Origin of the sequence: Winogradskyella aurantiaca (assembly GCF_003362725.1) — a bacterium.
GTDB lineage: Bacteria > Bacteroidota > Bacteroidia > Flavobacteriales > Flavobacteriaceae > Winogradskyella_A > Winogradskyella_A aurantiaca.
This window is the reverse complement of the sequence record NZ_QKTV01000001.1, coordinates 189,796-212,886: the sequence shown is the minus strand read 5'-3', so window position 1 is coordinate 212,886 and position 23,091 is coordinate 189,796. Positions and strand designations below refer to the sequence as shown.

Sequence of the window (23,091 nt, the reverse complement as noted above, 5' to 3'; positions counted from 1 at the left end):
TTATTTAGCTAAGAGACTTCAAATACGATATAAGTGCCCCGACGCTTGCGGGGTCGTAAAAGTCCACATCTTTTGCCTTTACGTAAGCTTTATATTGCTTTTTATGCTTCGCGTAATGTTTTTTTATTTGATTAAGACTCTTAAAAATTTCTGTGCCTTTTTTATCTGTTAAGATGTAATTCAGTTTCATTTCAACACTGTAAGCTTCTGGTAGGTCAGTGTTTAAAACCACACTAGAATTTTCAACGGTGGAAACAACTTGGGTCGACGTGGTTTGAGACGAACTACCGTAGGCATTACGGCCTTCGGTATTCGTTTTTAAAGTGGCATTATACTCAACGAGTAACTCTACTTTTGAAGTTCTAAAAATAATCTCATAAAACTGGTCGCCTCGGTAGATAAACTTTCTGTTTTCGATGTAGACCATGTCTACATTTTCGGCGTCCTTCTTAGAAACAGATTTTATTTCACCATCCTTCAAAAGAGCAAAGTTTTTTGTAAGCCCATTATAGTTTAAATAGCCAGTCTGCTCAGAACCGTCTTTAAAGACGGCCACAGCTTCTTTAAATTCTGGAAAGACATAGTGATCTTTCTTGCTTTGACCAAAAGTGCACATGACTAGAAATGCCATTACTGTGGTGATGATTGTTTTTTTCATGATGATTTTAGATTACTTGGTTAACTAATGATTTAAGTGTAGGAATATACATCAAGAAACGTGCCAATAAAAATGTTTGTGGAATCTTTAACGTTATTCAACTTAATAGGATTGCACTTTTTGAATTTGCTCTTTTCCTTCCTCAAATAATTCTGGAAATAGACCCTGTGAGAGCAAAAGAATGCCAAAACCTAGAATAACTAAGGCTACAATTTTCTTAGTCTTAAAAATACGTTTTGGAGTTAAACGGTTTCTCAGGCGTTTTGCCGCTGCAATTTTTACCAAATCTGTAATAAAATAGGTGATAATCATCGTGCTTATAAAAACCAAAACACCATTTTCTGAGGAAGTTATCGAAGTGCCAATAACAATAAAACCTAACCAGCCTAGAAGCACACCTATATTGATAAAATTGAGTAAAAACCCTTTGACAAAAAGCTTCCAGTACCCCTTCTTTATTTTTACTTTTTGATAATCTCTTACAATGGATCTGAAAGATTTGGATGTTTTAATAAAAGAAATTAACCCGTAAACAATTAATAAAACACCGCCAAACACCAGAAAATTGGGATCGTCCTTTATCTTTTCAAGTAGTTTATTAGTGCTGAAAAAGGCTAGAAAAATAAATACTATATCTGCTAGAACCACGCCAAGATCAAAAATGACAGCGCTAGCAAAACCTTTGGTGGCACTAGTTTCCAATAAGACAAAAAATACTGGGCCTATCGTAAACGCTAGTAAAATACCAAATGGAATGGCCGCTAATATATCGTCTAATAACAAAGCATGGGGTTTGTCACAAAAATAATAAAAGAGACTACTTAATCCACACGTTTTACACGGCCTCCAAAAACTCTTTTTTCATCCACCATTTTAGGGTTTCCGTATATATAAACATCACCACCAGCCTTTATTTTAATCTCTAAACGATCAGAACAATTAACAGAGACCTCTCCCCCTGCTTGAATACTGACTTCGCTAAATTCTGATGACATCTGTTCACCTTCATAAATACCACCTGTATAAACGGAAACATCCTGGTTTTTTGCTGTACCTGTCGTATGTACAATACCCCCAGTAACCGCTCTAATATTAGCGTAAGTAACATCAAGCTCGGCCTCTATATAGGCACCTTCCTGGGTTTTTAAATCTATCTCATATTGTTTAATAGCTTGTTTAATTTTTACTCTAGCACCCTCGTTAGCGTCAACAACGTCAACAGATTTGAAGTAAAGTGTTATATCAACACCATCACCATTAAATGCGTGCTCAGGATCCATTCTAATTTTTAGTTTACCATTCCTATTAACAAATTCCACTTCTTCTTTGTCACTACCCTTAATAACTGCCTTATTCTCATCGGATTTAATCATTGCAACATTAATTAAATCGTACACTTTTAAGGTGCTAAAATCTCCAAGGGATTTTTCAATAGTGCTTTGTCCCTGAACCGTAACAGTTACCACAACCAGCAGATAATAGATAATTTGTTTCATAATTTATTTTCGATTAATGATTTATGCTTTTTAAATTAAATAAAAATCCAGATGTTTCTTAATTAAGTCGGTGTTTTTAACCTTCACCATCACTTCTTCTCCAAGCTGATACACTTTTCCTGATGATCTACCAACCAGGGCATATTGTTCTTCATCAAAATCATAACGATCATCAGTCATATCTCGTACACTTACCATGCCTTCACATTTGTTTGATATAATCTCAACATAAATTCCCCAATCGGTCACGCCAGAAATAACCCCTTTAAATTCTTCATCCAAATGATCCTGCATAAAACGAATCTGCATGTACTTTATAGAATCGCGTTCTGCTTTAGTGGCTAAATATTCCATGTTACTGGAATGTTTGCATTTTTCTTCATAAACCTCAGCGTTAGGGGAGGAGCCATTATCTAAATAATGCTGTAACAAGCGGTGTGCCATAACATCTGGATAGCGTCTTATCGGCGACGTAAAATGCGAATAATAGTCAAATGCCAAACCGTAATGACCAATGTTTTGAGTTGTATATTCTGCCTTACTCATAGAACGTATGGTCAAAGTATCTACCAAGTTTTGTTCTTTCTTTCCAACCACTTCTTTTAAGAGGTTGTTCAATGACGCCGAAATATTCTTCCGATTACTAAAATTAAGTTGATAACCAAAACGACCTACAACATTCTGAAGTTGATACAACTTAGCTTCGTCTGGTTCATCATGAACGCGATAGACAAAGGTTTTTTTAGGACTTTGCTTTCCAATATACTCAGCCACCTTTTTATTAGCTAAAAGCATAAATTCTTCAATTAGCTTGTTTGCGTCCTTACTCGTTTTAAAAAACACCCCAATTGGATTGGCCTCGTTGTCTAAATTAAATTTGACCTCTACCTTATCAAAAGAAATAGCCCCTGAATGCATGCGTTGCAAACGCATTTTTTTAGCCAAACGGTCTAAAACCATAATAGCCTCTGCTATTTCAGTAGCGGTGTCATATGATTTTCCTGTAAGTGATACTTCTTTTGGTATGTTGGTCTGTATTGGATTTGAATCTGATTCAGTATTAGAAAGGCTAAATATAGGATTTGCCTCGATAATTGCTTGTGCTTCTTCATAAGCAAATCGAGCATCAGAATGTGTGGCAGTCCTTCCAAACCATTGGTTCTTAAGCTCTGCTTTTGAATTCATTTGAAACACAGCTGAGAAGGTATATTTATCTTCTTTAGGACGTAATGAACAAGCATTATTAGATAAAACTTCAGGTAGCATAGGTACCACTCGATCCACTAAATACACCGAAGTGGCTCTCTCATAAGCTTCATCATCTAAAACTGTATTAGGCTTTACGTAATGTGAAACATCAGCAATGTGAATTCCAATTTCAAAGAGGTTTTTACCTAGTTTTTTAAAGGATAAGGCATCATCAAAATCCTTAGCATCCTTAGGATCTATAGTAAAAGTAAGGTCAGACCGCATATCCCGGCGCTTCGCAACCTCTTCTTCTTTTATTAAAGTATCTAAACTATCTGCATACTGTTCAACTTCATGCGGAAATTCATAAGGCAATCCATAATCAGCTAAAATACTATGGATTTCAGTGCTGTGTTCACCTGGTTTACCAAGTACCTTTAATACTTTACCATAAGGAGAATCGGCATCTTCCGGCCAATCGTTAAGTTCAACAAGAACCTTATCACCCTCCTCTGCATCTTTAATTTTATTGATAGGAACAAAAATATCCTTGTACATATTCCGGCTATCAGGTATTACAAAAGCATATTTTTTTAAAAGTTGGATTGTTCCAACATATTCCGTTTTTGCACGCTTTAATACCTGGGTAATTTCACCTTCGATTCTCCCATTTTTTCGTCGTTTATAAGCATAAAACTCTACCTCATCCCCGTCCAATCCGCGATTAATGTTATTGGATGCAATAAACACGTCCTCCTTAAATTCGTCTGAAATAATGTACCCAGATCCTGTGGCAGATAAATCGAGTATTCCCTTGTGGTAAACAGTATTAGAAATGACTTTAAAACGTCCGCGCTCGACTTCTCTTATCTCACCTTTAATTTTTAACTGTTGAAGCTTCTTGATAATTTGATTACGGCTACTAGCATCATTAACACCAAGAATAGCGGCAATTTGTTTATAATTAAAAGACTTGTTTCGGTCTTTTTTTAAAATGGAAAGAATGGTGTTACTGAGATTTGAAATTCTGTTTCTTGAATTTCGTTTCTTTTTTCTGGGCATCTTTTAAAGATAAAATATAACGTAAAAGTCAGATACTCTTAACCCTAACAAAACTACGTTATTAAACCGAAGAAAAGTTTATCAACTATAGAATTATATATTAATATTCTTTTTTCTTTTTTAAAATTAAAACTGTCTATTATGATAGCTTGTTAATAGGGCTTAAAACTTTTGTTTAATAAATTTTGATTTTAAAAGGTTTACAGTTTGTCAATGTGTTGTTAACATTAACTTAACTTTAGTAGTCCTTCATTTTCAAGCGTTTCAATTTTTTAATTAACAGTTGTTGACATTAATTTTTTTGAATAGAAGTTGATATTGAATTTTTAAAATTGCTGTTGATTTCTTCATTTTTTATGCTGATATCTTTCATGAAAATAGTAGACTTATTATTTTGATTTTTGTTTCCAATTCGCATATGTAATTATTTAACTGAAATCAAAACTTTTGTTGTGATAAGTTTTGAACATCTATTAACAACATATTAAAGATGCTGTTAACCTCCGCTAACTAATTCGTAATTTTGCTTCATTAAAAAATACGATTACAAATGACAATATCCATTGGAAACGACCATGCTGGTCCTGAGTATAAAGCTGCTATTGTAAAACATCTTGAAGCAAAAGGTATTACCGTAACTAATTATGGAACTGATACCTTTGATTCTGTAGATTACCCTGATTTTGTACACCCTGTGGCTAAGGATGTTGATTCAGGGAAGGTGGATTTTGGAATTCTTATTTGTGGCAGTGCTAATGGAGTAGCCATGACGGCTAATAAGTACCAAAATGTAAGGGCTGGTATTTGTTGGATGAATGAAATAACAGCATTAACCCGTCAGCACAACAATGCGAATATTATCTGTATTCCTGCCAGATATACGGCTATACCACAAGCACTTAAAATGGTTGACACATTTTTAAATACAGAATTTGAAGGTGGAAGGCATCAAAATCGTGTAAATAAGATACCTTTAAGTTGTTAAAGCGGTATTTATGCCTGCTTTTATCATGTTAAAGATTAAAATTGGGGCATTCACATCATCATCATCATCACCCGAATGAATTAAATGGTAGAAATTTACTTATTTCTATCTTCCTTAATATTGCCATTACCCTATCTCAAGTAATTGGAGGTATCGTTTCTGGAAGTTTAGCCCTTTTAAGTGATGCCTTGCATAATTTCACGGATGTTCTATCCTTGATCATTAGTTTTATTGCGAATAAGCTGGTGAAAAAGAAAGCTTCGTATGAGCGTACCTTTGGTTATAAACGCTCAGAGATCTTAGCCGCCTTTATCAATGCTGCTTCCTTAATAGTTATCGCTGTTCTATTAATTATTGAAGCGTTTAAAAGGTTTCAAAATCCGCAAGAAGTAGAATCTAATCTGGTTATTTGGTTATCCGTTATTGCTATCTTAGGAAATGGATTTAGTGTCTTATTACTTAGATCTAATTCTAAAGATAATATGAATCTAAAATCTGCCTATTTGCATTTACTAACCGATTTAATGGCTAGTGTAGCGGTGTTAGTAGGAGGCGTACTAATGAAGTATTATCAAGTATTTTGGGTGGACAGTCTTCTTACACTTGCTATTGCAATTTATCTTATTGTAATGGGGTATAATCTATTAATTAGTTCCACTAAGGTATTAATGCTGTTTACTCCTGAGGGTATTCCAGTTCCTGAGATTGTAAAGGATATGCAACAATTTCCCAATGTACAAAACGTGCATCACTTGCATGTATGGCAACTCAATGAAGATGAAGTGCATCTAGAAGCACATATCGACTTTAATGAAGATATTAAGATTTCTACCTTCGAATCGTTATTAGAACAAATAGAAGAACTAATGCATGAGAAGTATGACATTAACCATGTTACCATTCAACCAGAATTTGGGAAATGTGATTCTAAACAAGTTATAGTACAAGATTAATGATGTTATCTATTAGAATAAAATACTTTGATGAGCTTTCTATAAACGAGTTATATGAATTATTGCGTTTACGATCCGAGGTGTTTGTGGTAGAACAAGATTGTGTATATCAGGATATAGATAGTAAAGATCAAAAAGCAGTTCATGTTTTAGGATATGATAATAATAAACTTGTTGCGTACACAAGACTGTTTAAGCCTGGTGATTACTTTAATGAATCTAGTATCGGACGTGTTGTGGTCAGGGAAAAAGCACGAGGTTCAGGGGCAGGTTATGATATTATGAACGCATCAATTACGTTCATAAATGATGTCTTAAAGAAGTTTGAAATACGAATATCAGCTCAAACTTATTTGAAGAAATTTTATAATAATCTAGGATTTAAAGAAGTAGGAGAGGGGTACCTTGAAGACGGTATTCCTCATATTAATATGATACGAAACTAGTTAGTCTGATTTCCCGATTCCAGTCACTAATATTTCAACTCTACGATCAAATTCTGGTTCGCCCCCTAGTGGAAACTTACGTCTTTGTCCAACGTATTTCATTCGTAATCGACTAACACCTGCTTCAAGAAGATAGTCATAGACAAATTTCGCTCTAGCGACAGATAAGTTTCTTTTTTTGGTTTTACGATCAATAGCATCCCGTTCTCCATAAGTACAGCAGACATGCCCTTCAATGGTGAAGTAAATATCAGTTCGTTCTTTTAGAATTTCGGCAATATCATCAAGGACCTGTCTTGAGGTAGGTACTAAGTATGAGTATCCAGTTTCAAAAAGTAAATTATCTAATAGAATTTTATCACCAACTTTTAAGTCTCCTGCTAATCGCTCTTTAGCGTTTTCAGGTACTTTTTCAGGTCGTTCTCTAGGTGGATCATAAGGGTAAACAATGATCTCTACTTTTCTATTAAGACCTCTGATTTTTTGTACATCGGTTTCTTTGACAATTTTTAGAAGAATTTCACCTTTTCCATCGACATTGGAAATTAACGATTCGTCCAACTCATTATTAGAGAAGACATCTTTAATAGATTGTGCTCTTTGGCTGGAAAGAACGAGGTTATAATCATCACTACCACGATCATCTGTGAACCCATAAATTTCAATACGCTGAATATCTATGGTATCTATTTCGGCAAGAAATAATAAAAGGCGATTCTTCTCAGTTTCGGGAATATTGTACTTGTCGGTTTCAAAGTATACCTCGTGTCTGACCTCTTTTTGGGATAGGGCCAATTGAAAAAAGCATAACAGTAAAAAGGTAAGCTTTCTCATCGCTAATCAATCAATCGAGTTAAATATAGAAAAATTTAACACTTACCTCAAAATATTCTGGTATTCAGATGTGTTTTTAAGAACATCGGCGGCTTTTAGAACTTCTGCATTATTCTTAGTATAATAATCATAGACTCCTTCGCTATAATAATAACGTTTAATAATTTCATCAGTTAACAAACTGATTAGCTGATTTCTATTCTCATCGATGGCTTTTTCTTTGTAGTTAACTAGTTCTTTTTCCAGCGCTTTTATAGAATTTGAAATATCAGAACTTATATCTTCCTCTTCTGCAGTATCAACAAGAATTGCCAAGGCATCTTCAGTCTTCGTATTAAAATCAAAGTTTGAAGATTTAATCAAGGATTTGAAATCTTTAAAATCTCGATCTGTTAAGGCAAAAGAACCAAGATCAACCTCTGGATTCTTGTAGTAATATTGGGTTGCATAATCAAAAACAAGCTGTTCCTTAACAATAGCCTTTGTAATAGGGGAGAGCCCCGTCTGTTCTAACTCAATATCCGGTTGCACTCCACCACCATCATAAACAGTTCTTCCATTTCTAGTTTTAAATGCATTGTAATTTTCTTTCTTAACGCGTGTAGCTTTTCCTTCGGCATCCCGATTCCAATAGTCCAGTGCTTGAATACAGCGTCCGGAAGGGGTGTAATATCTGGATATAGTAATTTTCATTTGAGTACCGTAAGCTACTGGTTTTGGTCGTTGCACCAGACCTTTTCCAAAACTACGCGCCCCAATAACCACTGCTCTATCCATATCTTGTAAGGCTCCGGAAACAATCTCACTAGCAGATGCAGATCTATCGTCAATTAAAACAACTAACGGAATCTCAAGATCAATGGCATCTCTTTTGGTTAAATAAGTTCGGTTATACTTCTTTACTTTAGACTTCGTGGTTACCACCAATTGTTCTTTTGGAATAAAGATATTGGTTACGTTCACAGCTTCATTTAATAAGCCCCCAGGATTACCCCTAAGATCTAGTATAAGCTTAGTGGCCCCCTCAGCTTTTAAGGCTTCTAACGCTTCAATGGTTTCTGAAGATGCTTTTCTATTAAACTTTCTAAGGACAATATAACCAGTATTGTCATTAACCATTCCGTAATAAGGTACAGCATGGATTTCCAAAGCCTCTCTTGAAATTTCCACAGATTCCTCTTTACCGTTGCGCAGGTAAGTTATCTCAACAGAAGTTCCAGCAGATCCCTGAAGTAAGTTGGCGGCGTCATCTTTAAAATCAGCCACTCTAATATTATCCACCTTAATTATTTGGTCTCCGGCTTTTAGTCCGGCTTTATCTGCTGCATAATTCTTATAAGGTTCGATTACAATCAGCTTATCTTTTTTAGTTAGAATTTTGGCTCCAATACCTGTGTAATCCCCGGCTTGGTTAATTCTTGAAGCTTCAACATCCTGCTCGTTGTAAAATTTAGTGTAAGGGTCCAGATCGTCCAGCATACTTTTTATAGCACCATCCATCAATTCTCCGGGATTGGTATCATCCACATAATTCATATTAAGTTCTTTGAAAAGTGTGGTGAATATTTCTATCTGCTTAGCGATTTCAAAGAAGTTGGAATTAAATTTTGCTGCGCTAGTAAACGTGAGAATTCCTGCTATACAGAGAACAATTAGTATTTGCTGCTTTCTTTTCATGATTTGTTTTCTATTGAGGCTTTAAACTTAGCCATTAACATTGTCATTTTTGAATGTATCAATTCATAAGATGGCTGGTCTTTACTAAGGTACAAAATCATTAAAGCGAAGCCTGTTTCCGTTTTGTTAAAGTCCGAAGGCTTGTTTAATCGATAAGCCTCTCTAAGTAGTCGTTTTATTTTATTACGTGTTACGGCTTTCTTGTGATGGCGTTTACTCACAGAAACAGCAGCCTTTATAGTACTTTTGTCATCAAAAGTGGCTTCTGTGAATATTAATTTTAAAGGATAGACTGTAATTGATCTTCCTTCAGCGAAGAGGCGATCAATCTGTGCTTTACTTTTAAGCTTTTCATTTCTGGAAAAAGAGAAGGGTTTCATTAATAGCAATTCTGCACTACACCATGCCCATGATATTTATCATTTTTTAACGCTCAGATTAGCACTACCTTACAAGGTACTTACTAAATCCGGTGCGCCATGGGACATCTTCATGTTAAAAAATTAGACCGCCCTAAAGATAAAGCTTTATACATTCATCATTTAATTAAGGACCTAAAGGTTCTTGATACCATGCTCGAAAATGATGATTTTGAGAAAAAACCAATAAGAATCGGAGCAGAGCAGGAGTTTTGTTTGGTATCCGATAATTATTTTCCTGCTGATAACAGTCTTTTAGTACTTGATGATATAAATGATGATGATTTTACTACGGAAATTGGCAGGTACAATCTGGAATTAAATTCCAACCCACTTGTGCTGAAGGCGAATTGCTTTTCTGCCTTACATGATGAGATTAAATCAAAATTGGAATACGCTATTGAAAAAGCTAAGGATCACCATTCTAAAATTATTCTAACAGGAATATTACCAACCTTAAGATTAAAGCATATTTCAGAAAAGTATATGACTAACAAAGCTAGGTATCATGTGTTAAATGATACTTTGAAGTCTACCCGACAGCAGGATTTTCATGTACATATAAAAGGGGTAGATGAACTTAATTTGCTTAATGATTGTGTGATGTTAGAGGCTTGTAACACAAGCTTTCAAACACACCTGCAAATCAATCCTGATAATTTTATAGACCAGTATAACTGGGCGCAGGCCATCGCGGGACCAGTTTTAAGTACTTGTGTTAATTCACCTTTATTATTTGGAAGAGAACTGTGGGCAGAAACAAGAATCGCACTGTTTACACAAAGTATTGATACCAGAGCAAACTCATTTATACATAAAGAAAAAGAAGCCCGTGTAAGTTTTGGTTTTGATTGGGAACGTGGAACTGTTACAGATATTTTTAAAGACAATATTGCTCGATTTAGAAGTTTATTGTCCTCTAATGAGCTAGAAGATAGCGAGGAACTATACCAAACAGGAATCACACCTAAATTACGTGCTCTAGCCTTACATAATGGAACTGTTTACAAATGGAACAGAGTATGTTATGGCGTGGGAAACAACAAACCCCATTTACGAATAGAGTGCCGCTACATTCCGTCTGGACCAACCCTTGCAGATGAAATTGCCACAATGATGTTTTGGGTGGGCTTAATGTTGGCTCAAAAGGATGGTTTCGAAAACATCGCCGACCAATTATTGTTTAGGGATGTGAAGTCCAATTTTTACAAGGCGGCGAGGTATGGCATGGAAACCCAATTTGTATGGTTTGGAAAAAGAATTCCCGCCGCTGAATTGTTGTTAGAGCAATTAATTCCATTGGCCGAGAAAGCTCTTAGAAGAGCCAATATATCTTCGAAGGATATCGATTATTACCTAGGTATTATTAAAGATCGGATTTCTAATAAAAATGGAGCTGAATGGATGGTTAACAGTTACCGATCCTTGCAAAAAGAACAAACCAATTTTGAAGCCTTACAAAACATCACGTCTCATATTTATAAGAACCAATTAAAGAATAAATCAGTGGCATTTTGGGATGTTTTAGACCCCGGAGTAGAGAAAAAGCCACATCACATGCGTATTGTAAAACACAACATGAAAACCAAGATTCTTTTGGTTGATGAAGAAGATAGTTTAGAACTGGTATATCACCTGATGAAATGGAAAAATATTCATCATTTACCAGTAATTAACAAACAAAAAGACCTATGTGGACTTCTGTCCTGGACTGACCTTATAAAGTTAGGAAATGATCAACTTAATATTCCAGTAAAAAAGGTTATGACAACAAATCTGATTACTATTTCACAGGAAAAACCATTGGAAGAAGCTGCACAGCTCATGCGAGATAATAGAATTCATTGTCTTCCAGTTACCAGAAAGAGCGAATTACTAGGAATTCTAACCACCAATGATTTGTAACATGCCTCAACCTGTTGCTGTTTTGAACAAGAAGGAAACACAGTCCAGCCGAATCATTCACCATGTAAAAGGAGTCTCGGAGGGTCCTGCAGTAGTTTTTTTTGGGGGTATTCATGGCAACGAGCCAGCTGGGGTAACTGCACTTGAAAAGGTTTTGATTGATTTAGACCCAAAGGTAATTAAGGGTGAAATTTATGGCATCTATGGCAATCTCAAAGCTTTAAGTACCAATAAACGCTTCATTGAAAAAGATCTGAATAGAATTTGGACAGAAGATCGGGTTAAAGCCTTACCGACCAAACAGAGGTTAACCGCGGAAGAAGAAGAACAGGTAGAATTATTTGATATTATTCAGGGAATTCTTAAAACAAACAATAATCCTGTTTATTTTATTGATTTTCACACCACTTCAAGCCCAACGCTTCCTTTTATTACTATTAATGACGCTTTAATTAACCGATATTTCTCCATGCATTTTCCAGTACCAATTGTTTTAGGGATTGAGGAGTATCTTCAAGGACCCCTTCTGAGTTACTTAAATAAACAGGGTTATGTATCTCTTGGGTTTGAAGCAGGACAACACACAGATGCGGATTCTGTCACTAACTGTGAGGCCTTTATATACTTGTCAATAGTCATAGCGGGCTTGTCTGCTATGGAGAATTTCATTCGTTATCCAAACTTTTACAGAACGCTTAGAAACCAAGCCAGAGGATTAAGAGAGGTTTTTGAAGTGATGTACAAATACGAGATCAAGCCCTTTGAAGAGTTTAAAATGAACCCTGGTTTTGTGAGTTTCCAAAAAATTAAACTCGGAGACGAACTAGCCCTATCCAATGATACCATAATAAAATCTCCTTTAACTGCACGTTTGTTTATGCCATTATACCAAAAGCAGGGAGAAGATGGCTTTTTTATTATCAGGACTATTCCTGTGTTCTTTTTAAAGTTATCAGCTCTTTTGCGTAAAATCAGGGCGGATCAATTATTAACTCTGTTACCTGGTATTTCATGGTTCGATAGAAAACGCGGTATATTAAGAGCCAACTTAAAAGTGACGCGATTCATGGCGAAATCCATCTTTCATTTATTAGGCTACAGAAATAAACAGGAAGACAAAACACATCTTTTATTGTATAACAGAGAACGTGTTGCTCGAAAGTATCTTTATGAAAAATCCGGGTGGTTTCACGCATAAAAAAAGCGCCTCATGGGCGCTTTTTTACTTTTTATTGTTCTCAGGCTTAATGTCAGCCATGAATTTGGACGGATCAATTTCCACTCCAGTTACTTCTTTATCTAGAGTCACAGAATAAGTGGGGTAGGCCCAGGCCCAATCATCCAGAACTCGAGCGGTTGTTGGTTTTTCACCCCGCATCATTTGAAGGGGAACATACAAATCTTCTGTACTTCCGTCAGCATAGGTAACACGTAAGTCAATTGGCATTGGCATTAACCCAATGCGTTCTAGAACAATTGTCTTTCCTTCAATAGATTTAATACCGTAATCAACGGTATTGGTTGTTTGAGCAAAATCAATCAGGTACCATTCCAGTTCAAGGCCAGAGACCTTTTCGGCAGTTCTAATAATATCATTTGGTGTTGGATGTGTAAATGAAAAGTCGACAAAGTATTTCTTTATGGTTTTATCAAGATTTTCTTTTCCAATCACATAACCTAATTGCGATAAGAATACGGATCCTTTGCTGTAAGCTGAAATTCCATAAGCCTGATTGTAAGCATAACGATCTGCCTGAGTAGTTAATGCCTGTTCTACACCAGAATTAGCCAGGTATGTATAGCCTCTGTAGGATCCAGCCACAGGATTATCTTTACCACTTTGCATTACTTCATTCATAGCATAATCAGAGATATAGCTGGTAAATCCCTCATCCATCCATTCATGACGGGCTTCGTTGGTGGCTAAAAGAAATTGGAACCAGGTATGAGCCATCTCGTGAGCTGTGACACCTACCAAACTCCCGAATTTACGTTTACCGGTAATAAGGGTACACATAGCGTATTCCATTCCTCCATCTCCCCCTTGAATTACAGAGTATTGTTTGTATGGGTATGCCCCCACATGCTCACTAAAATATGTCATGAGCGCAGCAGTCTTTGGTTGCAGGTCTTTCCAGTTTTTAAGAAACTCCTCATCCATGGTTTTTTTGTAATAGAAATTTAAAGTGGGTCCGTTTTCCATTTCCAGAACATCGTGGTTAAATTCTGGATCTGCCACCCATGTAAAATCATGAACTGCAGGCGCCACAAAATGAAGTGTCTTTTTACCTTTTTTTACCTTGGTTTCGCTCTCCAAATACCCAGTACCACCAACCACATAATTTTTATCAATAGTTAGCTTCACGTCAAAATCCCCCCAGACACCATGAAACTCACGAGCAATGTATGGATCGGCATGCCAACCTTCAAAATCGTACTCTGCTAATTTTGGATACCATTGAGTCATGGACAATGCTACTCCTTCTGCATTGTTTCTTCCTGATCTTCTAATTTGAGTTGGGACCTGTCCTTTAAAATCCATTTCAAAAACTGCTTTCTCTCCTGGTTTTATAGCTTCGTTTAATAAGACCTCTAAAACAGTTCCAGCGACCTCATAAGTTACATCAGTACCATTTTGCTTGAGAGAATTGACTTTTATAAACCCAATTTCATCAGGGTTTAATTTGCTAATACGGTCTTTAACTCTTGGATCCGGATCTTGAATTGTTCGGGATCTAACATCCATCTCACTGCCTGGTTGAAAGGCATTGAAGTAAAGGTGGTAAAACACCTTGTTTAATTCATCTGGCGAATTATTAGTATAAGTAAGGGTTTGTTTCCCATCGTATTGATAGGATTCTACATCCATATCAATTTCCATTTTATAATCAACGTGTTGTTGCCAGTAGCCAGGATATGGTTGTTTAGTTAAGGAGTTTTGACTAAATGACAGTAGTCCAATTGCCAGAATAGGAATTAATATTTTGATTTTCATTGGAATTATAATTTAGAAGCAACAATTAAGGCATTAAATGCATTGACGATTTTTCCTGTTTTGGAAAGGGTGTTAAAAGCTCTTATGTCTGTAGCCTCACCCCCAACAATGACTTGGGTATCTAGGGCAAGCCCAGATTCTAAGATCGCCTGCTTAACCTGGTTGGCTTTGAGTTTTGGATAATAGGACCTTATTAATGCAGCAACTCCAGCCACTGCTGGTGCGGCCATTGAGGTCCCACCTTTAAACATGTATTCATTCTCGGGTGTAGTAGAATATACCTGAGATCCAGGTGCAAAAACATCTACATTTTGTTTGCCGTAGTTTGAAAACTCAGACACCATTTTACTTCCATAGGAATTAGTTAATGAGCCAACGGAGATATAATTATCTGCCACTTCTTGTCCGTTGTTATTATCGGTTGGAAAATTAGGCTCAACATCTATATCATTACTATCGTTACCAGCGGCATGTACAATGACCACATCATTATCAGCCGCGTACTTAATAGCATCCCACACCCACTCCTTATGAGGAGAGAAGGATTTACCAAAACTACCATTAATAACTTTTGCCCCATTATCGACAGCGTACCTTATAGCCAGAGCCACATCTTTGTCGTACTCATCTCCATTAGGCACCACACGAATTGACATGATTTGTACATTATTTGCAACACCATTGATACCAACACCATTATTTCGCTCAGCGGCAATAATACCAGCAACATGAGTGCCATGAGCCTCAGTCTTCCTTACTGGCGATACATTACCATCACCATAACCCACGTCATTAAGGTCATTAGGGTTGTCACCAGTGGTTCGACCGTTAAAGTCAATGTTGAGATTATAGTTTAAGCGGTCATTGATATCGAGAAGGGCATTACCTAATTCAGTTTTTGCCTCAGACATAGAGCTAAGACCATTACTAAATAAATATTGAGCAAACTGAACCGCCTGATTCACTTGAGGCTCATCACTCTTAATGTTATTGACATCCTCTTCAGTGTAATCTTCTTTGCCCAAATGATTTCTTAAGGCTTCATCAGCATTGAGCAACTGCTGGTTTATTTGATTATACTGAATTTTGTAGGAGGCATATTTCTGGTATTCAGATTCGCGCAGTTTTTGCGCTTCTTCATATCTGGCATCCTGAGTTAGTTTTTGAGATAACAACCTAACATACTCTAACTGCTCGTCATACCCTTTACCAAGAAAATTCCAACCATGTACATCATCAATATAGCCGTTATTATCATCATCAACACCATTGCCTGGAACCTCATCTTCATTGGTCCAAACAACATCATCTAAGTCTTCATGGTCAATGTCAATTCCTGAATCAATGACCGCCACAATAACAGACGCTCCTTTTCTGTTTTTAATGATTTCTGAATAGGCTTTATCAACACTCATTCCCGGAATGGTATCTTTAGCCAAATCCAGATGCCCCCAAGACTTTTTTTCATCTTCCGTTAATTCTTGGACTTTTAAAGGAGAGGAATCAATGTTTTCAACAGGAGTTGAGATGATGGTGTTACTTCCACAGGACATTATCAGTCCAAGCAAGCCAAGCCCAAAAAGCTTTCTAAAATTAGTCTTCATATAGTATTATAAATTGAATATCTCTTGACAGGTAAAGGTGTCTTTTAACCGCACACCTTTTTCCGTATGTTGTACAGTAATAATTTGATTGTGAGCATCATGCTCTAGAAACAGATAGAAGTTATTGTCTGCGGCCATATTTAAGAATCGCTCTTTTTCATCGAGCGTTATCAAAGGGCGCGTATCATAACCCATAACAAATGGTAGCGGTAAGTGACCAGCAGTTGGTAAAAGATCTGCCATAAAACATATGGTCTTACCTTCATATGAAATCATAGGCACCATTTGTTTATCCGTATGGCCACTGACAAAAAAGATGTCAAAACCTAATTTTGAATTTTGGAGAATATCCCCGTTAGGGACAGCAGTAAAATTCAATTGGCTTGATTCCTCCATAGGAATGATGTTTTCCTTTAAAAAGGAAGCCTTTTCCCGTCTATTTGGTTGGGTAGCCCATAGCCAGTGATCTTCATTGCTCCAAAAGTGAGCATTTTTGAAAGCTGGCTCTAAACTGGTACGATCTTGATTCCACTGGATACTACCACCACAATGATCAAAATGTAAATGCGTCATAAACACATCAGTTATATCATCTCTATGGAAACCATATTTTTTTAGACTCTTATCAATAGAGTCATCTCCCCATAGATAGTAATAACCAAAGAATTTATCGCTTTGTTTGTCACCCATACCTGTATCAATTAAGATTAATCGATCTCCGTCCTCAATTAGTAAACACCGAGCGGCAATATCTATCATGTTGTTGGAATCTGCAGGATTGGTTTTTTGCCAAAGCGACTTGGGTACCACGCCAAACATAGCCCCTCCATCTAGCTTAAAATTTCCCGCTTCAATAGGGTATAACCTCATAGCAGTCGCAAAATATAAAAAAGCCTTATAAATTAAGTGGCAGTTTAGATTTTATTGTGATTTTATAGGAGTGGAAAAAAAAGGTTATTTTGGGGCATAAACATCAACTGATTGAAAAAACTTAATAGAAGTATTTCCCTGTCGTCGGCTATAGCCATAAGTATCGGGGGTATGCTTGGAAGTGGAATTTTTGTACTTCCGGGAATTGCAGCTGCTAAAACTGGCTCGTCTATTTGGCTCGCTTATCTTTTAGCGGCGATTTGTATTTTACCGGCAGCATTATCTAAAAGTGAGTTGGCAACAGCCATGCCATCATCAGGTGGGACTTATGTATACATAGAGCGCACGTTTGGACCAGTATTTGGTACCATTGCAGGGCTTGGGTTATGGTTGTCCCTACTTCTTAAAAGCGCCTTCGCTTTAGTTGGATTTGGAGCTTATCTAACAGTACTGGTTAACATGTCATCAGGACTCACAAAATACATCGCTATTTTATTTTTGAGCGTCATACTAGTTCTAAACATTTTTGGGGTCAAAAAAGTAGGGAAGGTTCAAAAAATTATAGTCAGCATTAGTATTATTTGCCTATCGACAATCCTCATTTTCGGATTGCCAGTAGTACAGGATAATCTGTTAGAGCCATTTTTAAGCCAAGGCTCAACAGGTTTGTTTTCTACAGTAGCCTTTGTCTACATATCATATGCCGGTGTTACAAAAATAGCTGCCATTGGAGGTGAGATAAAGAACCCAAGTGTTAACCTTCCTAGAGCAATGATGCTTTCTTTATTGATCATGTCAGCAATATATGTGTCTGTAGCCTTTGTCCTTGTGGGGAATATTCCAATGGAAAGCCTGTCTTCAGATATTAAGCCTATTTACACAATAGCTGAAATCCTTGGCGGGAAGTACATAGGATACGTCGTTGCTGCTGTTGGAGTTATAACATTGGTATCCATGGCCAATTCTGGCGTTTTGGCAGCTTCTAGATTCCCCTTTGCCATGGCGATTGACCAGTTGATGCCTAAGTTTATGGGGAAAATACACAGTCGATATCTCACGCCAATCTCCACTATAATTCTCACTTGTTTTGTAATGGCCTTAGCAATCATTTTTTTGGATGTTGAGAAAATTGCAAAATTGGCAAGTGCCTTTATGGTAATGATGTTTATCTCTGTTAATGCTTGTGTTATCATCTTAAGAGAGACGGCCACACAATGGTATAAGCCTGCCTACAGTTCACCGTTATATCCCTTTATGCAGTTATTTGGTATTGTTACTGGGATTATACTTTTAATAATGCTCGGTGCTTTACCAATATTAGCTGTTATCACCATTTCTATTCTTGGGGTTTTAATATATCTCCGCTATGGCAAAAAGACGTCTAGGGTTGGTGTTCTTAGAAAATACGGTCACCGCCCAGCTTTATTTTTACTTTATAAACGTAAACGAAATAAGAAACAGGTACATAAATCAGACATTCCAATTGATAAGTCTTATTTAGACGGTGAGATAATGGACGACGCTGGGGTCGTGGTGCCACTGCTAGGTAGTGAGACATCTCCTGAGATGTTGGTAGAAATTGGTGCGGCGCTTAACACAAGAGATAAGTTACAAGTGGCCAACCTTACCGAGGTGCCAAATCAGACATTTCTAGAGGCGGTTGTTGAAGAAAACCCAAAAGTTAATTCACTAGCGAGACGCTTTTCTCGACTGGCAACAACCAGAGATTTAGATGTGGATTTTGAGTCGGTCGTCACCCATAATCTTCAGGAAACCATTTATGAACTTAGTGATCAGACAGATTGTGATTGGCTGGTTATGGGATGGGATGGTAAAGCGCGAACAGGAATACTTATTAGTAACCCTGTAGGCTGGCTGGTGACCCATATCAATTCAAACCTGGCCCTATTCAAGGATAATGGAGTTAGATATATTACAAGAGTTCTTATCGCTTTGCGACCTGGAAGAAATGATGAAAAGTTTATTGAAGTAGCTGATCGTATTTGTCAGTTTTACGATGCTAGTTTTGCCTTCTTACGAGTGGTGCCAGAGTCCATCTCAGATGAGGAATTAGAACAAATGGAAAGCACCTCCTTAGAATTAATTGCTAATTCCAAGTCTGAAAGCAAACTTGTTGTTATGAGGTCAAATGATAGTATCGAGGCGATATCTAAAGCATCAGCATCCTATGATTTACTGGTCCTTGGCACACCAAAAGTGGATAGTTGGCGCAGCGTTTTATTCGGTACAGGTAAAGATCGATTTACTGAGAACTCTGCATGTTCAGTATTGCGATTAGCAATTAAAGAAAACACTGACTAGCCTCATATTTTCTCACTAACTTTACTTTTTAGTTATGATTGAATTAGCAGGCATTATCATATTGGGAATTCTGGCACAGTGGATGGCCTGGAAATTTAAGATTCCGGCAATCTTACCCTTAATCCTAATTGGGCTTCTGGTTGGCCCCGTTGCCGCCGAATTTTTTACCGAAGATGGTAGTAAATGGATTGAACCCATATGGAATGGAAAAAAAGGATTGTTTCCAGGGGATCTTTTATATCAATTCGTGTCACTAGCCATTAGTATTATTCTGTTTGAGGGGGGGTTAACCTTAAAGCGAAACGAAATAAAAAATGTAGGTCCTGCTATTACCAAATTGATAACGGTTGGAGCCACCATCACATTTTTTGGTGCCGGTATTGTAGCGCATTATCTGTTTGGCCTAAGATGGGATATATCTTTTCTATTTGCGAGTTTAATAATTGTAACCGGACCAACAGTAATAACTCCAATTCTTAGAAATATCCCTTTGAAAAAAGATGTTTCAACAGTTTTAAAATGGGAAGGTATTTTAATAGATCCTATTGGTGCTTTGGTGGCGGTATTAGTCTTTGAGTTTATTAGTGTGGAGGGGGACAGTGGGTTTACACAGACAGCCTTTATTGAGTTTGGCAAAATTGTATTATTTGGCACCACATTTGGCTTTACCTTCGCTCATGGCTTGGCGTTTGCTATTAACAGAAAACTCATACCCCATTACTTGTTGAATGTGGTGTCCTTATCAGTCGTACTTTTAGTATTTGTTGAATCTGATCTTTTTGCGCACGAGTCTGGTCTGTTGGCCGTTGTTGTTATGGGCATGGTTTTGGGCAATATGAAGCTAAAGAACATTGACGAGCTGCTGTATTTTAAAGAGTCACTGAGTGTTTTACTAATTTCCATTCTCTTTATTCTTCTGGCTGCCAACATGAATATTGATGACATGCTATTATTGTACAACTGGCAGACTCTTGCATTATTCCTAATTGTTGTTTTTGTGATCAGACCAATTGCCGTATTCATCAGCACCCAGGGATCCAATCTAAAATTTAATGAGAAAGCCTTTATAAGTTGGGTAGGCCCAAGGGGTATTGTTGCTGCTGGGATCGCCTCCTTGTTTGGAAGTAAGTTAATTGACAAAGGGGTTCAGGGCGCAGAATATATTACCCCGTTGGTATTTATGATTGTACTTGGTACCGTTTTGTTTAATGCCACTACGGCGCGATTTTTCGCTAGAATTGTCGGGGTGTTCCTTACTAAATCTGAAGGGGTTTTAATTCTTGGAGCATCGAATTTCTCGAGGATGTTGGGGCAGTACTTAGTAAAAAACAACAGAAATGTAGTCTTAATTGATAGCAATATGTCCAATGTAAATAAGGCCAAAGAACTTGGCCTGGAAGCTATCAACGCTAACATTTATTCAGACGCTTTGACGGATGATATTGAATTAAATGACATGGGTTATTTAATGGCCATGACGGCGAATACCGACATTAATAAGTATGCTTTAGAAAGGTTTGGAAAAGTCTTTGGAGAAAACGGCTCGTTCAGGCTAATTTCATCTACAGAATCTGGTTCAACAATGAACAATCTGCAGGACGGATTGTTTTCACCAAAAGATGATTATAACTCATTGTTAAATGTGGCTAATACATTTCCTCAGATTCTTGAGGAACCGGTTAAAAGCGTTGAGCACTTTAACCAATTAATTGAAAAAACAGATCAGGAGAAATTCACCATTCCCTTGTTTATAAAAGATAATACGGGTGAATTGCACATTATTTCATCTGATAACAAGGATAAGGAAAATGTAACGGAAACCTCTTTCTTGGTTTACCTCGGAAAACCCCTAACTACTTAATCTTAATCGTTCAGCTTAAGAACGGCCATAAATGCCTGCTGTGGAATTTCAACATTGCCGACCTGACGCATACGCTTCTTTCCTTTTTTCTGTTTTTCAAGAAGCTTTCGTTTTCTTGATATGTCACCACCATAACATTTAGCCGTGACATCTTTTCTTAAGGCTTTGATGGTCTCTCTTGAAATGATCTTAGCCCCAATGGCAGCCTGAATAGGAATGTCAAACTGTTGCCTTGGGATTAATTCTCTCAGCTTCTCACACATTTTCTTCCCAATGGTATAAGCATTGTCGGCATGTATCAATGCAGACAGTGCATCCACCGTTTGGGCATTAAGAAGTATGTCAACACGCACAAGTTTGGAACTGCGCATACCAATTGGGGAGTAATCAAAAGAAGCATAGCCCTTGGACACTGTTTTTAATCTATCGTAAAAATCAAAAACAATCTCGGCCAATGGCATGTCAAAGTTAAGTTCTACACGCTCAGTAGTGAGATAGGTTTGGTTCGTAATTTGCCCACGTTTTTCAATACACAAACTCATAACAGGGCCCACGAAATCGGCCTTGGTAATTATAGATGCTTTAATATAAGGCTCTTCCACACGATTTAGTGTGGACGGTTCAGGTAGATCTGAAGGGTTATTAACCAGAATAACATCATCGGGTTGTTTGTTGGTAAAGGCATGATAGCTTACGTTAGGAACCGTCGTAATCACCGTCATATCAAACTCGCGCTCCAGGCGTTCCTGAATAATTTCTAAATGCAGCATCCCAAGAAACCCACAACGGAACCCAAAACCTAAGGCTGCTGAGCTCTCAGGCTGAAACACCAAAGAGGCATCGTTAAGCTGTAGTTTTTCCATTGAATTTCTTAACTCCTCATAGTCTTCAGTATCTACAGGATAGATTCCTGCGAAAACCATAGGCTTTACATCCTCAAACCCTTCAATAGCTTCTGTGGTTGGGTTTTTGGCGTCAGTTATGGTATCACCGACTTTTACTTCGCGGGCATCTTTAATTCCCGTTATTAAATACCCAACATCACCGGCTTCAATTCTGCTTTTAGGTACTTGATTCAGTTTTAAGGTGCCCACCTCATCTGCATAGTAATCTTTTCCAGTAGCAATAAACTTAATGTGCTGCCCTTTTCTTATGGAACCGTTAATTACCCTAAAATAGGTTTCTACACCTCGAAAGGGATTGTAAACCGAATCAAAAATTAAAGCCTGTAAGGGCTCGTCTGGTTTTCCTTCTGGAGCTGGAATACGCTCAATAATGGCGGCTAAAATATCTTCAACACCTAGCCCTGTTTTACCACTTGCTGGAATAACCTCATCAGGATCACAACCGAGAAGATCTACAATATCGTCTGTCACTTCTTCAGGGTTGGCGCTTGGGAGGTCAATTTTGTTAAGAACTGGAATTATTTCCAGATCATTTTCTAATGCCAAGTACAGGTTGGAGATTGTCTGGGCCTGTATGCTTTGGGCTGCATCTACAATGAGCAAGGCCCCTTCACAAGCCGCAATAGACCGTGAAACCTCATAGGAGAAATCCACATGACCTGGGGTGTCAATAAGGTTTAGAACGTATTCCTGACCTTCATATTCATACTCCATTTGAATGGCATGCGATTTTATAGTAATCCCTCTCTCGCGTTCCAAATCCATATTGTCTAAAAGCTGATCTTGCTTTTCGCGATCAGTTACAGACCCTGTATAATCCAGTAATCGATCAGCAAGTGTACTCTTCCCATGGTCAATATGAGCAATAATGCAGAAATTTCTTATGTGCTTCATCTCTGTTCCCTGTGCAT

Annotated in this window: 18 protein-coding genes; 7 read left to right on the top strand and 11 right to left on the bottom strand. The window is 37.3% G+C overall.

What is annotated here, in order from left to right; translation table 11 throughout:
• Nucleotides 1-4 precede the first annotated feature (4 nt).
• From DN064_RS00995 to rnr, 4 genes are all read right to left on the bottom strand, one after another.
• Nucleotides 5-658 (bottom strand): hypothetical protein, encoded by a 654-nt coding sequence (locus DN064_RS00995; protein WP_115460747.1) that lies wholly within the window; start codon nt 656-658, stop codon nt 5-7.
• 102 nt (nt 659-760) lie between these two features.
• Complete coding sequence (locus DN064_RS00990) at nt 761-1,441, bottom strand: LysE family translocator (protein ID WP_115460746.1); 681 nt, start codon at nt 1,439-1,441, stop codon at nt 761-763.
• A gap of 38 nt (nt 1,442-1,479) precedes the next feature.
• A complete protein-coding gene (locus DN064_RS00985) occupies nt 1,480-2,154 on the bottom strand; it encodes a head GIN domain-containing protein (protein ID WP_115460745.1) in 675 nt (224 codons plus the stop codon).
• A 30-nt stretch (nt 2,155-2,184) separates the two neighbouring features.
• A complete protein-coding gene (gene rnr, locus DN064_RS00980) occupies nt 2,185-4,404 on the bottom strand; it encodes a ribonuclease R (protein WP_115460744.1) in 2,220 nt (739 codons plus the stop codon).
• 550 nt (nt 4,405-4,954) lie between these two features.
• Here rnr and rpiB point away from each other — a divergent pair.
• From rpiB to DN064_RS00965, 3 genes are read left to right on the top strand one after another with little or no spacing between them, the layout of a single operon-like run.
• Complete coding sequence (rpiB, locus tag DN064_RS00975) at nt 4,955-5,389, top strand: ribose 5-phosphate isomerase B (protein ID WP_115460743.1); 435 nt, start codon at nt 4,955-4,957, stop codon at nt 5,387-5,389.
• Nucleotides 5,390-5,430: 41 nt separating this feature from the next.
• Nucleotides 5,431-6,342, top strand: a complete 912-nt coding sequence (locus tag DN064_RS00970) for a cation diffusion facilitator family transporter (protein ID WP_115460742.1) — start codon at nt 5,431-5,433, stop codon at nt 6,340-6,342.
• 2 nt (nt 6,343-6,344) lie between these two features.
• A complete protein-coding gene (locus DN064_RS00965) occupies nt 6,345-6,788 on the top strand; it encodes a GNAT family N-acetyltransferase (protein ID WP_115460741.1) in 444 nt (147 codons plus the stop codon).
• Here DN064_RS00965 and DN064_RS00960 read toward each other — a convergent pair whose 3' ends face one another.
• Genes DN064_RS00960 through rnpA form a run of 3 tightly spaced genes read right to left on the bottom strand, consistent with a single transcriptional unit; the run spans nt 6,789 to nt 9,679 of the window.
• Nucleotides 6,789-7,622, bottom strand: coding sequence for an OmpA family protein (locus DN064_RS00960; RefSeq protein WP_115460740.1), 834 nt, complete (start codon nt 7,620-7,622; stop codon nt 6,789-6,791). It lies immediately after the preceding gene.
• 42 nt (nt 7,623-7,664) lie between these two features.
• On the bottom strand, nt 7,665-9,299 hold the full coding sequence (locus DN064_RS00955) for a S41 family peptidase (protein ID WP_115460739.1): 1,635 nt from the start codon (nt 9,297-9,299) through the stop codon (nt 7,665-7,667).
• Nucleotides 9,296-9,679: a ribonuclease P protein component gene (gene rnpA, locus DN064_RS00950; RefSeq protein ID WP_115460738.1), complete on the bottom strand. Its 384-nt coding sequence runs from the start codon at nt 9,677-9,679 to the stop codon at nt 9,296-9,298. Before rnpA ends, DN064_RS00955 begins: the two co-directional genes overlap by 4 nt.
• Nucleotides 9,680-9,778: 99 nt before the next feature.
• Here rnpA and DN064_RS00945 point away from each other — a divergent pair, with 99 nt between their 5' ends.
• Both DN064_RS00945 and DN064_RS00940 read left to right on the top strand, forming a co-directional pair.
• A complete protein-coding gene (locus DN064_RS00945) occupies nt 9,779-11,623 on the top strand; it encodes a CBS domain-containing protein (RefSeq protein ID WP_115460737.1) in 1,845 nt (614 codons plus the stop codon).
• 22 nt (nt 11,624-11,645) lie between these two features.
• A complete protein-coding gene (locus tag DN064_RS00940; RefSeq protein WP_232827325.1) occupies nt 11,646-12,821 on the top strand; it encodes a succinylglutamate desuccinylase/aspartoacylase family protein in 1,176 nt (391 codons plus the stop codon).
• Between the two features lie 24 nt (nt 12,822-12,845).
• Here DN064_RS00940 and DN064_RS00935 read toward each other — a convergent pair whose 3' ends face one another.
• From DN064_RS00935 to DN064_RS00925, 3 genes are read right to left on the bottom strand one after another with little or no spacing between them, the layout of a single operon-like run.
• A complete protein-coding gene (locus DN064_RS00935; protein WP_115460735.1) occupies nt 12,846-14,618 on the bottom strand; it encodes a M1 family metallopeptidase in 1,773 nt (590 codons plus the stop codon).
• 5 nt (nt 14,619-14,623) lie between these two features.
• Complete coding sequence (locus tag DN064_RS00930; RefSeq protein ID WP_115460734.1) at nt 14,624-16,222, bottom strand: S8 family peptidase; 1,599 nt, start codon at nt 16,220-16,222, stop codon at nt 14,624-14,626.
• A 6-nt stretch (nt 16,223-16,228) separates the two neighbouring features.
• A complete protein-coding gene (locus DN064_RS00925; protein WP_115460733.1) occupies nt 16,229-17,092 on the bottom strand; it encodes an MBL fold metallo-hydrolase in 864 nt (287 codons plus the stop codon).
• Nucleotides 17,093-17,203: 111 nt separating this feature from the next.
• Between DN064_RS00925 and DN064_RS00920 the strand changes: the two genes are divergently transcribed.
• The gene (locus DN064_RS00920) at nt 17,204-19,414 is read left to right on the top strand and encodes an amino acid permease (RefSeq protein WP_115460732.1); all 2,211 of its coding nucleotides are present in this window, start codon (nt 17,204-17,206) and stop codon (nt 19,412-19,414) included.
• Nucleotides 19,415-19,448: 34 nt separating this feature from the next.
• Complete coding sequence (locus DN064_RS00915; RefSeq protein ID WP_115460731.1) at nt 19,449-21,275, top strand: cation:proton antiporter; 1,827 nt, start codon at nt 19,449-19,451, stop codon at nt 21,273-21,275.
• A gap of 2 nt (nt 21,276-21,277) precedes the next feature.
• Here the strand turns inward: DN064_RS00915 and lepA are convergent, their stop codons facing one another.
• Nucleotides 21,278-23,074, bottom strand: coding sequence for a translation elongation factor 4 (lepA, locus tag DN064_RS00910; protein ID WP_115460730.1), 1,797 nt, complete (start codon nt 23,072-23,074; stop codon nt 21,278-21,280).
• Nucleotides 23,075-23,091 lie beyond the last annotated feature (17 nt).